This is a genomic window from Clostridium amylolyticum, from assembly GCF_900142075.1.
Taxonomy (GTDB): domain Bacteria; phylum Bacillota; class Clostridia; order Clostridiales; family Clostridiaceae; genus Clostridium_AA; species Clostridium_AA amylolyticum.
In genome coordinates this window covers 100,929-116,212 of sequence record NZ_FQZO01000005.1, presented here as the reverse complement: position 1 = coordinate 116,212, position 15,284 = coordinate 100,929, and the positions used below count along the sequence as shown (strand labels likewise).

The 15,284-nt window shown below is 35.2% G+C and carries 14 protein-coding genes and 2 riboswitches; of the genes, 13 read left to right on the top strand and 1 reads right to left on the bottom strand.

Annotation, left to right across the window (positions count from 1 at the left end; genetic code table 11):
* Window positions 1-4 precede the first annotated feature (4 nt).
* A complete protein-coding gene (locus tag BUA82_RS12200; protein ID WP_073008495.1) occupies window positions 5-838 on the top strand; it encodes a DegV family protein in 834 nt (277 codons plus the stop codon).
* 38 nt (window positions 839-876) lie between these two features.
* On the opposite strand, the gene BUA82_RS12195 is transcribed toward BUA82_RS12200, so the two are convergent.
* Window positions 877-1,674 (bottom strand): CAP domain-containing protein, encoded by a 798-nt coding sequence (locus tag BUA82_RS12195; RefSeq protein WP_073008491.1) that lies wholly within the window; start codon window positions 1,672-1,674, stop codon window positions 877-879.
* 327 nt (window positions 1,675-2,001) lie between these two features.
* Window positions 2,002-2,100: riboswitch (glycine riboswitch) on the top strand.
* 3 nt (window positions 2,101-2,103) lie between these two features.
* A riboswitch (glycine riboswitch) is annotated at window positions 2,104-2,156 on the top strand.
* A 129-nt stretch (window positions 2,157-2,285) separates the two neighbouring features.
* Between BUA82_RS12195 and BUA82_RS12190 the strand changes: the two genes are divergently transcribed.
* The 12 genes from BUA82_RS12190 to BUA82_RS12125 all read left to right on the top strand — a co-directional run bounded on the left by BUA82_RS12190 (window position 2,286) and on the right by BUA82_RS12125 (window position 15,186).
* On the top strand, window positions 2,286-2,663 hold the full coding sequence (locus BUA82_RS12190) for a GrdX family protein (protein ID WP_073008488.1): 378 nt from the start codon (window positions 2,286-2,288) through the stop codon (window positions 2,661-2,663).
* Between the two features lie 78 nt (window positions 2,664-2,741).
* Window positions 2,742-3,695: a thioredoxin-disulfide reductase gene (gene trxB / locus BUA82_RS12185; protein ID WP_073008485.1), complete on the top strand. Its 954-nt coding sequence runs from the start codon at window positions 2,742-2,744 to the stop codon at window positions 3,693-3,695.
* 76 nt (window positions 3,696-3,771) lie between these two features.
* Window positions 3,772-4,104, top strand: a complete 333-nt coding sequence (locus BUA82_RS12180) for a thioredoxin family protein (RefSeq protein WP_073008483.1) — start codon at window positions 3,772-3,774, stop codon at window positions 4,102-4,104.
* 33 nt (window positions 4,105-4,137) lie between these two features.
* Window positions 4,138-5,424, top strand: a complete 1,287-nt coding sequence (locus BUA82_RS12175) for a glycine/sarcosine/betaine reductase component B subunit (RefSeq protein ID WP_073008480.1) — start codon at window positions 4,138-4,140, stop codon at window positions 5,422-5,424.
* An 18-nt stretch (window positions 5,425-5,442) separates the two neighbouring features.
* On the top strand, window positions 5,443-5,907 hold the full coding sequence (grdA, locus tag BUA82_RS12165) for a glycine/sarcosine/betaine reductase complex selenoprotein A (protein WP_083599925.1): 465 nt from the start codon (window positions 5,443-5,445) through the stop codon (window positions 5,905-5,907).
* Between the two features lie 21 nt (window positions 5,908-5,928).
* On the top strand, window positions 5,929-7,230 hold the full coding sequence (grdB, locus tag BUA82_RS12160; RefSeq protein ID WP_083599924.1) for a glycine reductase complex selenoprotein B: 1,302 nt from the start codon (window positions 5,929-5,931) through the stop codon (window positions 7,228-7,230).
* 171 nt (window positions 7,231-7,401) lie between these two features.
* The gene (grdC, locus tag BUA82_RS12150) at window positions 7,402-8,937 is read left to right on the top strand and encodes a glycine/sarcosine/betaine reductase complex component C subunit beta (protein ID WP_073008466.1); all 1,536 of its coding nucleotides are present in this window, start codon (window positions 7,402-7,404) and stop codon (window positions 8,935-8,937) included.
* 14 nt (window positions 8,938-8,951) lie between these two features.
* Complete coding sequence (gene grdD, locus BUA82_RS12145) at window positions 8,952-10,112, top strand: glycine/sarcosine/betaine reductase complex component C subunit alpha (protein WP_083599923.1); 1,161 nt, start codon at window positions 8,952-8,954, stop codon at window positions 10,110-10,112.
* 374 nt (window positions 10,113-10,486) lie between these two features.
* A complete protein-coding gene (locus tag BUA82_RS12140) occupies window positions 10,487-11,581 on the top strand; it encodes a BMP family lipoprotein (RefSeq protein WP_073008463.1) in 1,095 nt (364 codons plus the stop codon).
* A gap of 69 nt (window positions 11,582-11,650) precedes the next feature.
* Entirely contained in the window at window positions 11,651-13,198 is a 1,548-nt protein-coding gene (locus BUA82_RS12135; protein WP_073008460.1) for an ABC transporter ATP-binding protein, read from the top strand.
* Window positions 13,185-14,258, top strand: a complete 1,074-nt coding sequence (locus BUA82_RS12130; RefSeq protein WP_242948968.1) for an ABC transporter permease — start codon at window positions 13,185-13,187, stop codon at window positions 14,256-14,258. The genes BUA82_RS12135 and BUA82_RS12130 overlap by 14 nt, the downstream gene beginning before the upstream one ends.
* Window positions 14,251-15,186 carry an ABC transporter permease gene (locus BUA82_RS12125; RefSeq protein WP_073008457.1) on the top strand — a complete coding sequence of 312 codons (936 nt, stop codon included), beginning with the start codon at window positions 14,251-14,253 and terminating at the stop codon, window positions 15,184-15,186. The genes BUA82_RS12130 and BUA82_RS12125 overlap by 8 nt, the downstream gene beginning before the upstream one ends.
* Window positions 15,187-15,284: the final 98 nt, after the last annotated feature.

Here is a 15,284-nt window from a genome sequence, read left to right as displayed (position 1 = left end):
TTTAATGTCAAAAATAAAAATTATAACGGACAGCACCTGCGATTTACCTAAAGATATTTTAGATAAGTACGACATAGATGTTGTGCCTTTAATTATAAATTTAGGAGATGAAAGCTATCTAGATGGAGTAGATATTCATATAAACACCCTATTACGCAAAATGGAAAGGGATAATTGCAAAGCATTTACATCTCAAGTTACACCAGCTAGATTCCATGAAGTGTATGAAAGATATATAAAGGAAGGATATAGCATACTTTCTATTCATCTTTCCTCGGAAATGAGTGGCACCTATCATTCTGCTTGTCTTGCAAGAGATTCCTTTGAAAATTCAGATATAACTGTAATTGATTCAAGAAATGTTACCAGTGGATTAGGTATACTGGTATTGAAGGCTGCAAGGCTAATGAAGGAGGGTATGGAAGTTAAAGATATACACAATAAGTTAATGGAATATATACCAAGAGTTAGTAGTTTGTTAGGATTTGAGAGCTTAGATAATCTAGTTAAAGGTGGAAGGCTATCTAAAACCGCGGGAATTATAGGTTCCATTCTTGGCATAAAGATTGTGTTAGAAATTAAAAATGGAAAGATTTTAGTTAAGGATAAATTTAGAGGCAGTAAAAAAGCTATGAAATACATAATTGAAAACTTTGAAAAAAGTGGTCATGTCTCTGGAGAACCAGTTATGCTGCTTCATATAGAAAATAAAGATATATACCATCCTTTAAAACAATATTTAGAGGATAATGATATAGACTATATTAATAATGAAGTAGGCTGCACTGTAGGAATACATTCAGGCCCTAAAGCCTGTGGAATTTTTTATTTTTCATAAATACAAACAGCGAAGTTAATTAACTTCGCTGTTTTACTTTAATCAGAAAACATTTGGGATGCATAACATTTGCCATTGGAGCCGACAACTACACCTATGCCCATTTTATTAAAGTTTTTACTAAGTATATTGGCTCTATGTCCTGGTGAGTTCATCCAACTATTTACAATAACTTCTGCTGTTACATTAGAGCGCAAAGCTGAAGCATCAGAGGAACTCATAGTCCATATATTTTCTCCAAAGGCTGAATAAGTAACACCAAAGCCTCTAGCAGTATCCCAAGGATTTTTAGTGTAAGGAGAATAATGTTCGAAATAGTTATATTGGAGCATTTCATTAGCTTTATATCTAGAGGCCTGCCTAAGTTTGTCATTCATGGATAAGGAGCTAAGACCTGCTTTTCCTCTTTCATTATTAACCAATGTTAAAACCTTATCTTCTACCGCTGCTAAATAGTCAAAGGTGTATTTTGTTGGTATAGCAGGAAGGGTTCCTGTGGGAACAGGGGCAGCTTCCTTAGATGGTTTTGATGGAGCAGGAGGAGGAGTAGCAGGCACCTGTGACTTTGGTGCAGCGGAGCTACTCTCACCAGGGTTAGTGGTGGTAGGAGGAGCTGAAGGTGATGTAGCAGGAGGAGTTCCTGTACCACCTTGTGGTGTGGTTCCCCCAGGAGTTTGACCAGGAGTCCCTGGTGTTGCTGCTGGAGGTGCTTCAGGAGTTTGCATTGAAGGACTCTGAGGATTAGTAGCAGGAGGTAAATTCCCCTTGTTTTTATTTGCAGGTGCACAAGAGGTAAAAAATATTACCATAGTTAATAAGCAAAACAATTTTTTCATAATAACACCATCCTTTATTAAATAAGTAAGAAGTAAGAAGTAAGAAGTAAGAAGTAAGAGGTAAGAAGTAAGAAGTAAGTTAATTTAAAAAACTCTTTGAGTTTTATCCTTCACTCTTACCTCTTAGCTCTTACCTTTTACTTATCTTTTACTTTCTTTTACAAATTTGAATTTTATATTTCAATACAGAGTTAAAAAGATTTTTTTAACCCAAATTTAGTTTTCCCAATGGAAGGTATTAATATTTACTATAGTTCAAAATATACAAAAAATATAGAAATTTTTAAAACTTTAGTTTATAATAGCATTATAAAGTAAATATCATGGATGAAACTCTCGGGAGAGAACCTTAAGTGGTGGCCGAAGGAATAAGTAATACCTACCAAGTATTATGAATCTCTCAGGCGAAAGTACCGAGAATGGACATAACTCTGGAAAGCATAGCACCGAAGGAGTAAATCTCTCAGGTTAAAAAGACAGAGCAAAGGTAATTAGCCTTGCTGTGTCTTTTTTTGAATGTATGAGAGAACGATTTCAATTTAGTGTCTTACAAAATGAAGGGAAATATTCAAAAACATGCTACATGAATCCTTTCTTATGGGGGGTAATAAATGATAGAAAAATTTATAATAATAACTAACAACTCATTATGTAGGGATTCTTTCAAAGACTTGTATGAAATTCACTACATAGACTCTTCAGTAGAAGAAGTCTTTAAAACCGCAAGGAATTATATACATAAGGGACACGTACTGCTCACTCATCCGCTTTTAAGCAGTATTAAGCCTAATGAGACACCTTATAGAACTATACTAGTAACCAAAGCTATTAGTGAGAAGTATGATTTGAATTCCTTAGAGACAATGGAAAAATCCATTCATACATTGGAAAAGTTTTTAAGAGACTTTAAAACACCCATTTGGAATGAACTGATACTAGAGGATTTTAAATTTATCGATTATGACTTAACACTTAATGTAATCAGGTAATTTATGTCTTGGTTTGTTACAAAATTAACAAATATATTAATATTAAAATAACTATTAACATTTTAGGGGGAATAAATTATGGCTCACATTTATGACACTATAATCATAGGTGGAGGTCCTGCAGGATTATCAGCTGGATTATATGCAGCTAGATCTAAGATGGATACACTGCTTATAGAAAAAGGTAAATATGGCGGTCAAACTGCTACTACCGCAGAATTAGAAAATTATCCAGGATCTATGGAAGAATGCACTGGACCTGGTTTAATTGAAAGAATGAGAAAGCAAGCAGAGGAATTTGGAACAGAATTTGTAAAAGATGAGATTGTAGAAGTGGAACTTGAGGGTAATGTAAAGGTTGTCAAGGGAGTAAAAGAAACTTATTATGCTAAAACTATAATCATCGCTACAGGTGCATATCCACGATTAGCAGGTTTTGAAAAAGAAATGGAGCTTAGAGGTAGAGGAGTTTCTTATTGCGCTACCTGTGATGCAGACTTTTTTACTGAATTAGATGTAGCGGTAATTGGTGGAGGAGACTCAGCTTTAGATGAAGCTATATACCTAACTAAATTTGCAGAAAGCGTAACTATAATTCATAGAAGAGATCAATTTAGAGCAGCTAAATCTATAGTAGAAAAAGCTCAAGCTAATCCTAAAATAAATTTTATATATGACTCAGTGGTGGTAGAAGCAAAGGGTGATGAAATACTAGAGGGATTGGTACTTAAAAATGTTAAAACAGGTGAGCTCAGTGATTTAACAGTGGATGGATGCTTTGTGTTTGTGGGATATCTTCCTATTACAGAGTTATTTAAAGGAAAGATTGAATTAACAGAAAGAGGAGATATTATAACAGATGTGGAAATGAGATGCTCTATTCCAGGAGTATTTGCCGCAGGAGATGTAAGGGATAAGTCATTAAGACAAGTTATAACTGCAGCATCAGATGGAGCTATTGCCGCTACCACAGCTGAAAAATATATAGAAGCAAATGAGCATTTATATGCTAAAGAATTAGTATTAAGCTAATATTTATACTTAGTACAATTATTATTAAGCTAACAATTATTTTAAAATATAATCTTACAAGAAAGGATGGGATAAAATGTTAGAACTGAATAAGGATAATTTTGAAGCAGAGGTATTAAATTATTCTGAAAAACCAGTATTTGTTGACTTTTGGGGAGACAAATGCGAAATATGCAAGGATTTAATGCCAGGAGTACACGAACTAGAAAATAAGTATGGGGACAAAATTAAATTTGCTAGTCTTAACATAAGCAGCGCAAGAAGATTAGCTATAGGACAGAAGGTGTTAGGACTTCCAACTATGATAATTTACAAAAATGGAGAAAGAGCAAAGGTAATAACTCCCGACAAGATAAGCAATCTACAAGATGTAGAAAATTTTATTAAAGAAGAATATGAAAGCCTATAATTTAAAAAATAAATTATAAAAAGGGGTGGGACCTTGAAACTTGAATTAGGATATATTTACATAAAAGATGTACAGTTTGGAGACTCAACTAGAGTCCAGAATGGAGTGCTTTATGTAAATAAAGAAGAGCTATTAAAAGAAGTTTCCGGAGATGAAAGAATCAAAAGTATCGATTTCGATATAGCAAGACCTGGAGACGAAACAAGAATTATTCCTGTAAAAGATGTAATAGAACCAAGGGTTAAAGTGTCTGGTAAAGGTGGGATATTCCCAGGGTTTATTAGCAAAGTAGACACAGTAGGTTCTGGAAGAACTCATATTCTTAAAGGGGCTGCAGTAGTTACTACAGGAAGTATAGTAGGCTTCCAAGAAGGTATCATTGATATGAGTGGTGAAGGAGCGAAATATACTCCTTTTTCAAAAACAAATAACTTAGTAGTTATTTGTGAACCAGTGGAAGGTATTGGAAAGCATGAGCACGAAGAAGCTATAAGAATGGTGGGCTTTAAAGCTGCTACTTATTTAGGAAAGGCTGGAGCTACAATAGAAGCTGATGAAATTAAAGCTTTTGAAACTCTTCCATTATTAAAACAAGCAGCCATGTATCCTGAATTACCAAAGGTTGTATATGTCTATATGCTTCAAACTCAAGGACTTCTTCATGACACTTATGTATATGGAGTAGATGCTAAAAAGATTATACCTACATTCATATACCCTACAGAAGTTTTTGATGGTGCTATTGTAAGTGGAAACTGCGTTTCTGCTTGTGATAAGAATCCTAGCTATGTACACATGAACCATCCAGTTATAGAGGATCTTTATGAAAGACATGGTAAAGATATAAACTTCTTAGGTTGTGTAATCACCAATGAAAACGTATATCTTGCAGATAAAGAAAGAAGTTCAAATATGACTGCTAAACTTGTGGAATTCTTAGGAGCAGATGCGGTTATTATATCCGAAGAAGGTTTTGGTAACCCAGATGCTGACTTAGTTATGAACTGCAACAAAATTACTGAAAAAGGAATTAAAACAGTACTCATTACTGACGAGTATGCTGGACAAGATGGAAGTTCACAGTCTTTAGCAGATTCAACCCCAGTGGGTGATGCAGTAGTAACTGGTGGTAATGCTAACGAGGTTATTACTCTTCCTGCTATGAAAAAGGTAATAGGACACCCAGAAGCAGCTAATATAATAGCTGGAGGATATGTAGGAAGCTTAAGAGAAGATGGATCAATTAATGCTGAGATTCAAGTTATAACTGGAGCAACCTCAGAGGTTGGGTTTAACTATCTTACAGCAAAAGGATTCTAAAAAATAGGAGGTATAAATATGTTAAAAAATAAAAAAGTTGTAGCTATAGGAGATAGAGATGGTATACCTGGTCCAGCTATAGAAGAATGTGTTAAAAGTGCTGGAGCAGAGGTAGTATTTGCATCAACAGAATGCTTTGTTTGAACCGCCGCAGGCGCAATGGATCTGGAGATCCAACAAAGAGTAAAAGACCTTACTGATAAGTATGGTGCAGAAAATCTAATAGTGGTTTTAGGTGGAGCAGAAGCAGAAGCTTCAGGACTTTCCGCAGAAACCGTAGCTGCTGGAGACCCTACTTTTGCAGGTCCTTTAGCAGGAGTAGCATTAGGCTTAGGTGTTTATCATGTAGTAGAACCTGAAATCAAAGATGAATGTGATGCAAGTGTTTATGATGAACAATGTGGAATGATGGAAATGGTACTTGATGTAGATTCTATCATAAGTGAAGTAAAGTCCATAAGAGATGAATATTCAAAATACTAAACCCAGAAGGGGGGATAGGCTTTGTTAAAAATAGTACATTATATTAATCAATTTTATGCTGGTATAGGCGGCGAAGAAAAAGCTGACCATAAACCAGAGGTAAGAGAAGGCTTCGTTGGGCCTGGTATGGGATTAAATGGACTTCTTAAAGGAGAAGCTGAAATAGTTGCCACTATAATTTGCGGAGATTCATATTTTAATGAAAATATGGATGAAGCTAAGGAAGAAATATTAAACTTGATAAAGGGGTATAACCCTGACCTATTTATTGCCGGACCTGCATTTAACGCTGGTAGATACGGTGTTGCTTGTGGTGCTATAGCAATGGAAGTTCAAGAAAAATTAAATATTCCTGTACTTACAGCTATGTATACTGAAAATCCAGGTGTAGACCTTTATAAAAAAGGATTATATATAGTAGAAACTAGGAACAGTGCAGTTGGAATGAGAACAGCTCTTCCAGCCATGGCAAAATTAGCACTTAAATTAGCTAAAGGTGAAGAGATACTTTCACCAGCAGAAGAAGGATATATAGAAAGAGGCATAAGAAGAAATTTCTTTGCTACAGAAAGAGGTTCAAAACGTGCAGTAAACATGCTTGTTAAGAAACTTCAAGGTGAAGAATTCAACACTGAATTTAAGATGCCTGTGTTTGACAGAGTAGAAGCCAATCCACCGGTAAAAGACTTAGCTCATGCAAAAATTGCTATAGTAACCTCAGGAGGTATAGTTCCTAAAGGAAACCCAGAGCATATAGAGTCTTCCAGTGCTTCAAAGTACGGGGAATACAGTATTGAGGGTCTTGAAACCATAACTTATGAAACCCATGAAACTGCTCATGGTGGTTATGACCCAACTTATGCTAATGATGATCCAAACAGAGTTATTCCAGTGGATGTTTTAAGACAGATGGAAAAGGAAGGTAAAATAGGTTCTTTATTTAACCTATTCTATACCACAGTAGGAAATGGAACAGCAGTAGCATCCTCCAAAAAATTTGGAGCTGAAATAGGTGAAAAGTTAAAAAATGCCGGAGTGGACGCCGTAATCTTAACGTCTACTTGAGGAACTTGTACACGTTGCGGAGCAACGCTAGTTAAAGAAATTGAAAGAGTTGGACTTCCAGTAGTTCATATGTGTACTGTAACACCTATATCCTTAACCGTTGGAGCAAATAGAATACTTCCAACAATAGCAATTCCACACCCATTGGGAAATCCGGCACTATCCCATGAAGAGGAATATGAATTAAGATATAAGCTGGTAGATAAGGCTTTAAAAGCTTTAGAAACTGATGTTGAAGGTCAAAAGATATTTGAATAATTAACCCTATTTATGAACACGGAAATTTACAAAAATACGCTGATACGAAAGGAGGAATAAGCTTAAAGCAAAGACCTTATTACGTGTTAAGAGTATTTTTGTAAACCCGTGTTTAATAAACTATTAATTTAGATAATGATTTAATTAATATTCATATATGGAGGTTTTAAAATGGATTTTCCGGTTATTAAAAAAGCATCTTATATATTGGTGAATACTCCAGACATGGTACTTCATAGTGGAACCACCCTTACAGCAGAAAGAGAGAGTCATCCTGAATCAGATTTGTTTGGAAAAGTAAAAGAAAATTTAAGAAGTTTTGAAGAGGTAGTAGCTTATGCTCCAAATCAAACTTATATAGGAAATATGACACCAGAGGAACTTTCTGAAAGAAAAAGACCTTGGCATGGTGAAAGTGTTTCTGAAGCTAATAGATTTGGACAATTCGGAGAAATAATGCCACAAGATGAGTTTTACGGGTTAATGAAAGTGTCAGATGTATTTGATTTAGTTTTATTAGAAGCTAACTTTACAGAAAGCGTAAGAAATAAGTTTGCTTCTCATCCGGTTTTAAAGAACAAAGTTGATGCCCTTAAAGCTGGAGTAGACATAGAAGAAATAAACACTCTTATAGAAAAAGGTATTGGAGAACCTCTTTATCATGAAGATAAAATTGTAGGCTGTGTAAAAAGAGCTCATGAGTTTGATAAGAATCTTTCTGCCCATGTAATAGTAGAAAATTTAGCTGTTAAAGCCTCTGGAGTTTTAGCCTTAATGCATCTAGTGGAAAACAGTGAAGTAAAAGCAGAAGAAATAGATTATATAATTGAATGCTCAGAAGAAGCTATTGGAGATATGAACCAAAGAGGTGGAGGAAATATTGCCAAGGCTATAGGTGAAGTGGCTGGTTTTAAAGGAGCTACTGGAGCAGATATGAGAGGATTCTGTGCAGGACCTACTCATGCGCTTATCAATGCAGCATCCTTAGTTAAATCTGGAATATTTAAAAACGTTGCTATAGTAGGCGGCGGAGCTACAGCTAAATTGGGCATGAATTCAAGAGACCACATCAAAAAAGGACTTCCAGTTTTGGAAGATTGCTTAGGAGGTTTTGCAGTACTTATAAGTGAAAATGATGGTGTAAGCCCAGTACTTAGAACAGATATTATTGGAAGACATACTATAGGGCATGGTGCCTCTCCACAAGCTGTCCTGGAAGCATTAGTGCTAGAACCTTTAGAGAAAGCTGGACTTAAAATAACTGATATTAATAAATATGCACCTGAAATGCAAACACCTGATATTACAGAGCCAGCAGGTGCAGGAGATGTACCTACTCAAAATTACAAGATGATAGGTGCTTTAGCAGTTAAAAAAGGACAACTTGATAGAAAAGAACTTCCAAACTTTGTAATAGAACATGGCTATCCTGGATATGCTCCTACCCAAGGACACATACCTTCTGGAGTTCCAATTATAGGCCATGGAAGGAATAGAATATTAAGCAATGAAATGGACAATTTTATGGTAGTAGGTAAAGGAAGTTTATTCTTAGGTAGGATGACTAATCTTTTTGATGGAGTATCTATCGTAGTAGAAAAGAATACTGGATTAAAGGAAGAGGAGCAAGGGATTTCAAGGGAAGAAATTAAAAACATGGTAGCTGATGCAATGAAAGATTTTGCGGCCTACTTAATGAATAAGTAAGGGGCGTGATAATAATGGATAAAGAAATGGTTAATAAAACTATTGGTGAGGTGTTTAACGAAATCGCTGATAATATTAAAAAGGGCGACTTTGGTAAGAAAACAAAAATAGGACTCACAATACTAGGCTCTGAACATGGTGTAGAAGAAATGGTGAGAGCTGCAGAAATAGCAAGGGCAAATTATCCTAACATAGAGATTATACTTATAGGAGATAAAGTTACAGAGGAATTCCCAGTGGTGGAAGTTAAAGATGCTGAAGAGGGACACAAAAAAATGGTGGAACTTCTTGAAAGCAAAGCCATAGATGGCTGTGTTACTCAACATTTTGAGTTCCCTATTGGAACCTCTACTATGGGTAAAGTGGTTACTCCTGCAAAAGGAAAGCAAATGATAATTGCCAGCACCACAGGAACTTCTGCTATAAATAAGGTAGAAGCTATGGTGTTAAATGCTATAGGAGGTGTTGCTGTAGCAAAAGCAAATGGAATTTCAAATCCTAAAGTGGGAATCTTGAACATAGAAGGAGCAAGGAAGGTTGAAATAATATTAAAGGAATTAAAAGATAACGGTTATTCCTTTGAATTCTGTAATTCTCAAAGAGCAGATGGTGGAGCTGTTATGAGAGGAAATGATCTATTAATGGGAACTCCAGATGTTATGGTATGTGACTCATTAACAGGTAATCTTCTTATTAAGGTCTTTTCAGCTTTTAATACAGGAGGGGATTATGAAACCTTAGGTGCTGGCTATGGACCAGGAGTAGGTGAAGGATATGATAAAGTCATTAATATTATATCAAGAGCTTCGGGAGCTCCCCTCATAGCAGAAGCTATTAAATTCTGTGCAGAAAGCGCTAAAAATAACCTTATGGAAAAGGTTAAACAAGAATTTTTATCCGCCAAAGCTGCAAAACTTAATGATATACTAGAGAAACATCTTAAGAGCAAAGCTGATGATACTGCTGAAGATGTTAAGATGCCTCCTAAAAAGGTTGTAACTTATTCCATAGCGGGTATAGATATACTGGAATTAGAAAATGCCTGCAAAGCTTTATGGAAGGAAAATATCTACTCTGAAAGCGGAATGGGATGCACAGGACCAATAATATTAGTTGCTGAAGAAGATGGTGCTTCTGCTGAAAATATCCTTGTTAAATCAGGGTATAAATCATAGTATATAACAAAATTTAAATTAGTAATCTAGTAAATTGCTAAACTTAACATTAATAGTATTAAAAAAATTGCTTTTTTCATAGAATATACAATTAAATGAATATAATTTAAAAAATATCTAATAATAATTATGAAATTAAAATTTTATGTTTAATTTTAACAATATTAATTATAAAAGATATTTAAAATAATCCGGGCATATGCTATAATTACTAAGATAAATATTAAATGATAAAGTTTACAATTAATATTTTGTTCATTATTTTTATAAATAATCACAAAATATAGTGTTTTCTTTGCTTTTATTATTTATAATATATACAATACCATTATTATTTTGGATGGTATGTAAAGTTATATTTAGGAGGGGTTTATATTATGAAAAAAAGATTAGTTGCAGCTTTATCAGCTATGGCTGTTGCGGCTACAGTACTTGCTGGTTGCGCTAAACCTGCACCAGAGGCTCCAAAACCAGGAGCAGGAGATACAGCAAAAAAACTAAAGGTTGGTCTTGTAACTGACCAAGGTGGAGCTAATGACGGTTCCTTCAACGAAGCAGCTGATAGGGGAATAAAAAATGCTGCTAAAGAATTAGGCGTTGAAAGATTAAATCCTATCGAGTCTAAACAACAAGAACAATACCAACCAAACCTTAAGACTATGGCTGGTACAGCTGACCTAACTGTTGGTGCTGGATTTATGATGGTGGAATCCATGGCTGCTATTGCAAAGCAAGTTCCAGATAAGAAATTCTTAATCATAGATGGAGTAGTTGAAAGTCCTAACGTTGCTTCTTTCTTATTTAAAGAGCATGAAGGTTCATTCCTTGCTGGTGTAATGGCTGGTAAGCTTACTAAAACCAACAAAATTGGTTTTATAGGTGGTAAAGAAGGGGAAGTTATAGGAAGATTTGAATCCGGATTTATTGCTGGTGTAGCTTCCGTAAACCCAGAAGCAGCAAAAGGCTTAATGCCAAAAGATGCTAAATCCCACGGACAATTTGTTAAATATATAGACGACTTCTCAGATCAAGGTAAAGGTAAAGAAGCAGCTAACATGCTTTATAATGCTGGAGCAGATATTATATTCCACGCTGCTGGCGGTGCAGGTGAAGGATTATTCAAAGCAGCTCAAGAAAAGAAACTTTGGGCTATAGGTGTTGACTCCGACCAAGCTATTACTAAACCAGCTTACAAAGACGTTATATTATATTCCATGATGAAAAAAGTTGACGTTGCTGTATTAGATGCTATTAAAAACCTAAAAGATAACCAGTTCCCAGGTGGAAAGGTTGTTAACCTTGGAGTTAAAGAAGGCGCAGTTGGAATATCTGATACAGTTCATGCTAATGTAACTGCTGAAGCTAAAGATTTAGCTAAAAAAGCAGAAACTGATATCAAAGAAGGTAAAATTGTAGTTCCAGGAACTTTAGATGAATTATTAAAGTTCAAGGCTCCTGCTCTTAAATAATTGTAGGTTTAATGTTTAAGGCTAGATGTGAGAGCATCTAGCCTCTGCTATAACAGGAGGAGAGTATCTATGGAAAAAGTAATTGAAATGAAAAATATAACTAAGGTTTTTCCGGGCACCATTGCAAATGATGATGTTAACTTCGACCTGGACAAAGGCGAAATACATGTTCTCTTAGGGGAAAATGGGGCAGGTAAAACTACTCTCATGAACGTCCTGTATGGGCTTTATCAGCAAGAAAAAGGCGATATATATGTTAATGGCCAATTAGCCAATATTAAATCTCCAAAAGAAGCTATTAAGCTTGGTATAGGAATGGTTCATCAACACTTTATGCTAGTACATAACTTTACTGTAGCTCAAAATATGGTTTTAGGTTATGAAACTAGAAAAGGCTTAGTTATTGACATGAAAAAAGCTGAAAAAGAAACTAAGGAATTATCTGAAAAATATGGTTTTAATGTAGATCCTAAAGCGGTTATTCAAGATATGACAGTAGGCCAGCAGCAAAAAGTTGAAATATTAAAGGCATTATACAGAGGTGCAGAAATACTAATACTAGATGAACCTACAGCTGTTTTAACACCTCAAGAGATAAAAGAATTGGGAATTATATTAAAAAATCTTGTTAAAGAAGGAAAATCTATCATACTTATTACTCATAAGCTTAAAGAAGTTAAAAGCATGAGTGATAGGGTTACCATCATAAGAAGAGGTAAAGTTATAGATGTGGTTAACACAAAAGACACAGATATAGATAATTTAGCTGAAATGATGGTAGGTAGAAAAGTTAATTTAGTAGTAGAAAAAAAGAAAATAAAGACAGGAGATACTGTTTTAAAAATAGACAATTTAAAGGTGCTTGACAATAGAAATCTTCCAGCGGTAAGAGGAGTAAATCTTGAGCTTAAAAAAGGTGAGATACTTGCTATAGCTGGAGTAGATGGTAATGGACAAACCGAGCTTATTGAAGCTGTAACTGGTCTTAGAAAAGCAGAAAGCGGAAATGTGGAGTTAGCTGGTAAGGATGTTACCAATAAATCTCCTAAAGAAATCATTGAAACAGGACTGGGACACATAGCTGAAGATAGGCATAAGAGAGGTCTAGTGCTTAAGTTTTCTTTGGTAGAAAACTCTATACTAGGATATCACTATAAAGCTCCTTTTGCAAAAGGCATTATGATGAATTATCCCAAAATAAGAGAATGGTCTAAAAAGTTAATTAAAAATTATGATGTTAGAACTCCCAATGAAGATGTGGAAGCTGCAGCCTTATCTGGTGGAAATCAGCAAAAGGTTATTGTTGCAAGAGAAATAGAAAAAGACCCTGAGGTTATTATAGCAGCCCAGCCAACTAGAGGCTTGGATGTAGGGGCTATTGAATATATTCATAAAAGATTAGTGGAAGAAAGAGATAATGGAAGAGGAATACTTTTGGTATCCCTAGAATTAGATGAAGTTCTCTCTCTAGCAGACAGGATTGCAGTTATTTATGATGGTGAAATTGTAGATGTTCTAAACAGGGAAGATGCTACAGAGCAAAAACTTGGCATACTTATGGCTGGGGGAACTTTGCATAAAGTTGAAAATGGAGGAGAGAAAAATGAAGAAAACTAGTTCAAAGATTTTTCAGCCCATTAGAGGCGTTGGTTCATCAATACTTGCCGTTATTTTTGGCTTATTGATATCCGTATTATTTGTTACTATCTCCTCCGATAAAGGGTTATTTGGCTCTGCTTCATTACTTTTTGACTCCTTATGGAAAGGAAGCTTTGGAACCAGCGATAATCTTATTGAAACTTTCGTATTTGCCATACCACTTATATTTACTGGATTGGCACATGCTGTAGCCTTTAAAACTGGGCTTTTTAATATTGGTGTAGAAGGACAATTCATTATAGGAATGCTTTGTGCGGCAGTTATTGGTATGATTCCAGGACTGCCTAGATTCATCCATCTACCATTAGTGCTTTTAGGTGGTGCCATAGGTGGTGCTATATGGGCAGCTATACCTGGTTATTTAAAAGCAAAAACTGGAACTAATGAAGTAGTTAACACTATTATGATGAACTTTATTGCTATGCACTTAACTAACTATGTAGTTAATGCTAATAAGGCAAAAGGAACAGAAGCTACAAAATTACTTCCTGAAAGTGCAACCCTTTCAAGATTTTTAGGAAGTCAATACAGATTAACTACAGGTATATTTATAGCTTTAGTCTTTGTGGTGTTAGTTTATTTACTACTATGGAAAACAACCATAGGATATGAACTTAGAGCAGTAGGGTTTAACCTATTTGCTGCTGAATACGGCGGTATAAACATTAAAAAGAATATAGTACTTGCTATGGCTGTATCAGGATTAATAGCAGGGCTTGGCGGAGCTATTCACATTTCAGGAGTTCAGCATCAAGCATTTAAACTCTTTGGATTCCCTAACTTTGGTTTTGATGGTATTGCTGTTGCATTGGTTGCAAAGAGCAATCCTTTTGGAGTTATTTTCTCCGCAATACTCTTTGGAGCATTAAACTTAAGCTCAGGGACTTTAATGCTTTTTGGTATTTCAAAGTCAGTGTCATATTTAATACAAGGTACAGTAATACTATTTATTGCAGCTGAATATATTTATAGATTTATTGGAGAAAAGAGAAAAAAGGAGGCATTAAAGAATGAGTAACGAAACTAGAATATTAATTATAGGTCTTATTGCTTCCACGTTAAGAATGGCTACTCCTCTTATATTTGCATCTTTAGGTGGCGTTTTCTCTGAAAAATCAGGAGTTGTTAATATAGCTTTAGAAGGAATCATGACAGCAGGAGCTTTCTTTGCTGTTTTAGGTTCACATTTAACCGGTAATGCTTGGATGGGAATTTTATTTGGTATAGCAGGCGGTATGATTTTTGCAGCTATACATGCTTTCTTAAGCATTCATCTTCAAGCAGAACAAGTAGTTTCTGGTGTAGGTATAAATGTTTTTGCTGCAGCTTTTGTGGGCTTTATGCTTTACAAGGTATTTGGAAACCCATCCCAGTCAGAAGCGGTGGCATCCATCCCTTACCCCACTGAGTTTTTTGCCAAAATTCCTGTTATTGGAGCCGTATTAAAAGACCTTAACTGGTTTGTTTGGCTGGCATTTATAATGGTAATAGTATCCTCTTATATATTTAATAAGACACCATTAGGACTTAGAATTAAGGCTGTAGGAGAGCATCCTAAAGCTGCTGATACTTTAGGCATAAGTGTTTATGGTATCAGATATTTTTCAGTTTTAATGTCAGGTGTGCTAGGTGGATTAGGAGGAGCGACACTTTCCATAGGTATACTTAACTCCTTTAGAGAAAATATGGTTAGTGGTAGAGGTTTTATAGCTCTAGCTGCTATGATATTTGGTAATTGGAAGCCTAAAAATGCTATGATAGCATGTCTTCTTTTTGGATTTGCTGAAGCGCTTCAATTGGCAGCACAAGGCTTTGCCTTTAAGTTACCTCAAGAATTTTATGCAGCCTTCCCATACCTCTTAACCATGTTAGTACTAGTAGGTGTAGTTGGAAAAACTCAAGCTCCAGCAGCAGATGGAGTACCTTACAAAAAAGGACAAAGATAAAATTAGGAGCAAGGTAATCTTGCTCCTTTTACGTTACATACATATCATTACACTGACAATGTGAAAAATAATAAAGTTTGGATTTTGGTATTATGTTA

Excerpts from the sequence above, each read along its gene's own strand:
- BUA82_RS12200 (WP_073008495.1), top strand. The coding sequence starts at position 5 with ATGTCAAAAATAAAAATTATAACGGACAGCACCTGCGATTTACCTAAA.
- BUA82_RS12195 (WP_073008491.1), bottom strand. The coding sequence starts at position 1,674 with ATGAAAAAATTGTTTTGCTTATTAACTATGGTAATATTTTTTACCTCT.
- BUA82_RS12190 (WP_073008488.1), top strand. The coding sequence starts at position 2,286 with ATGATAGAAAAATTTATAATAATAACTAACAACTCATTATGTAGGGAT.
- trxB (WP_073008485.1), top strand. The coding sequence starts at position 2,742 with ATGGCTCACATTTATGACACTATAATCATAGGTGGAGGTCCTGCAGGA.
- BUA82_RS12180 (WP_073008483.1), top strand. The coding sequence starts at position 3,772 with ATGTTAGAACTGAATAAGGATAATTTTGAAGCAGAGGTATTAAATTAT.
- grdC (WP_073008466.1), top strand. The coding sequence starts at position 7,402 with ATGGATTTTCCGGTTATTAAAAAAGCATCTTATATATTGGTGAATACT.
- grdD (WP_083599923.1), top strand. The coding sequence starts at position 8,952 with ATGGATAAAGAAATGGTTAATAAAACTATTGGTGAGGTGTTTAACGAA.
- BUA82_RS12135 (WP_073008460.1), top strand. The coding sequence starts at position 11,651 with ATGGAAAAAGTAATTGAAATGAAAAATATAACTAAGGTTTTTCCGGGC.
- BUA82_RS12130 (WP_242948968.1), top strand. The coding sequence starts at position 13,185 with ATGAAGAAAACTAGTTCAAAGATTTTTCAGCCCATTAGAGGCGTTGGT.
- BUA82_RS12125 (WP_073008457.1), top strand. The coding sequence starts at position 14,251 with ATGAGTAACGAAACTAGAATATTAATTATAGGTCTTATTGCTTCCACG.